At 51.1% G+C, this 3044-nt stretch carries 1 rRNA gene; it reads left to right on the top strand.

What is annotated here, in order from left to right:
• Nucleotides 1-28 precede the first annotated feature (28 nt).
• A 23S ribosomal RNA gene (locus tag R7Q47_RS23110) occupies nucleotides 29-2918 on the top strand.
• Nucleotides 2919-3044 lie beyond the last annotated feature (126 nt).

Raw genomic sequence — 3044 nt, forward strand, 5'->3', positions numbered from 1 at the left:
ATCAACTCGAAACTCCTTCGGGTTGTATGGTTAAGTGACTAAGCGTACACGGTGGATGCCTTGGCAGTCAGAGGCGATGAAGGACGTATTAACTTGCGATAAGCCCAGATTAGGTAGTAAAAACCATTTGAGTCTGGGATTTCCGAATGGGGAAACCCAATACCATAAGGTATTACTGTTGAGTGAATACATAGCTCAACAGGGCGAACCGGGGGAACTGAAACATCTAAGTACCCCGAGGAAAAGAAATCAACCGAGATTCCGAAAGTAGCGGCGAGCGAAATTGGACTAGCCCTTAAGCTTTACACGCGTTAGACGAACAGCCTGGAAAGGCTGACGATACAGGGTGATAGTCCCGTAGTTGACGACGTGTGTTCAGTGAAATCGAGTAGGGCGGGACACGTGATATCCTGTCTGAATATGGGGGGACCATCCTCCAAGGCTAAATACTACTGACTGACCGATAGTGAACCAGTACCGTGAGGGAAAGGCGAAAAGAACCCCTGTGAGGGGAGTGAAATAGAACCTGAAACCGTGTACGTACAAGCAGTAGGAGCAGGCTTGTCCTGTGACTGCGTACCTTTTGTATAATGGGTCAGCGACTTATATTCAGTGGCAAGGTTAACCATCTAGGGGAGCCGTAGGGAAACCGAGTCTTAACTGGGCGTTCAGTCTCTGGATATAGACCCGAAACCAGGTGATCTAGCCATGGGCAGGTTGAAGGTTGAGTAACATCAACTGGAGGACCGAACCGACTAATGTTGAAAAATTAGCGGATGACTTGTGGCTAGGGGTGAAAGGCCAATCAAACCTGGAGATAGCTGGTTCTCCCCGAAAGCTATTTAGGTAGCGCCTCGGACGAATACTACTGGGGGTAGAGCACTGTTAAGGCTAGGGGGTCATCCCGACTTACCAACCCTTTGCAAACTCCGAATACCAGTAAGTACTATCCGGGAGACACACGGCGGGTGCTAACGTCCGTCGTGGAGAGGGAAACAACCCAGACCGCCAGCTAAGGTCCCAAATTACTACTAAGTGGGAAACGATGTGGGAAGGCTCAGACAGCCAGGATGTTGGCTTAGAAGCAGCCATCATTTAAAGAAAGCGTAATAGCTCACTGGTCGAGTCGGCCTGCGCGGAAGATGTAACGGGGCTAAGTAGTAAACCGAAGCTGCGGCAATATACTTTTGTATATTGGGTAGGGGAGCGTTCTGTAAGCGGTTGAAGGTGTGTGGTAACGCATGCTGGACGTATCAGAAGTGCGAATGCTGACATGAGTAACGATAAAGGGGGTGAAAAACCTCCTCGCCGGAAGACCAAGGGTTCCTGTCCAACGTTAATCGGGGCAGGGTAAGTCGACCCCTAAGGCGAGGCCGAAAGGCGTAGTCGATGGGAAACGGGTTAATATTCCCGTACTTCTTACAATTGCGATGGGGGGACGGAGAAGGCTAGGTGGGCCTGGCGACGGTTGTCCAGGTTCAAGTGCGTAGGCTGAGAAATTAGGTAAATCCGGTTTCTCTTAAGGCTGAGACACGACGTCGAGCTACTACGGTAGTGAAGTCATTGATGCCATGCTTCCAGGAAAAGCCTCTAAGCTTCAGATTGTAAGGAATCGTACCCCAAACCGACACAGGTGGTCGGGTAGAGAATACCAAGGCGCTTGAGAGAACTCGGGTGAAGGAACTAGGCAAAATGGTACCGTAACTTCGGGAGAAGGTACGCTCTCGACGGTGAAGTCCCTCGCGGATGGAGCTATTGAGAGTCGCAGATACCAGGTGGCTGCAACTGTTTATTAAAAACACAGCACTGTGCAAAATCGCAAGATGACGTATACGGTGTGACGCCTGCCCGGTGCCGGAAGGTTAATTGATGGGGTTAGACTTCGGTCGAAGCTCTTGATCGAAGCCCCGGTAAACGGCGGCCGTAACTATAACGGTCCTAAGGTAGCGAAATTCCTTGTCGGGTAAGTTCCGACCTGCACGAATGGCGTAATGATGGCCACGCTGTCTCCACCCGAGACTCAGTGAAATTGAAATCGCTGTGAAGATGCAGTGTACCCGCGGCTAGACGGAAAGACCCCGTGAACCTTTACTACAGCTTGGCACTGAACATTGACCCTACATGTGTAGGATAGGTGGGAGGCTTTGAAGCGCAGTCGCTAGATTGCGTGGAGCCGTCCTTGAAATACCACCCTTGTAGTGTTGATGTTCTAACGTCGACCCCTTATCGGGGTTGCGGACAGTGCCTGGTGGGTAGTTTGACTGGGGCGGTCTCCTCCCAAAGCGTAACGGAGGAGCACGAAGGTGGGCTAATCACGGTTGGACATCGTGAGGTTAGTGCAATGGCATAAGCCCGCTTGACTGCGAGAATGACAATTCGAGCAGGTGCGAAAGCAGGTCATAGTGATCCGGTGGTTCTGAATGGAAGGGCCATCGCTCAACGGATAAAAGGTACTCCGGGGATAACAGGCTGATACCGCCCAAGAGTTCATATCGACGGCGGTGTTTGGCACCTCGATGTCGGCTCATCACATCCTGGGGCTGAAGTCGGTCCCAAGGGTATGGCTGTTCGCCATTTAAAGTGGTACGCGAGCTGGGTTTAGAACGTCGTGAGACAGTTCGGTCCCTATCTGCCGTGGGCGTTGGAGAATTGAAAGGGGCTGCTCCTAGTACGAGAGGACCGGAGTGGACGAACCTCTGGTGTTCGGGTTGTGTCGCCAGACGCATTGCCCGGTAGCTAAGTTCGGGATCGATAACCGCTGAAAGCATCTAAGCGGGAAGCGAGCCTTGAGATGAGTTCTCCCTGATACTTTAAGTATCCTAAAGGGTTGTCGTAGACTACGACGTTGATAGGCAGGGTGTGTAAGCGTTGTGAGGCGTTGAGCTAACCTGTACTAATTGCCCGTGAGGCTTAACCATACAACACCCAAGGGGTTTTGATGGACTCAATGAAAGAACATTGAATGTGTAAGAACGAGAATTAAAAAAACAGCTTTCCGAATTAAAGAATTTGCTTGGCGACCATAGCGTTTTGGACCCACCTGA

Source organism: Vibrio sp. Vb0349, assembly GCF_033338975.1.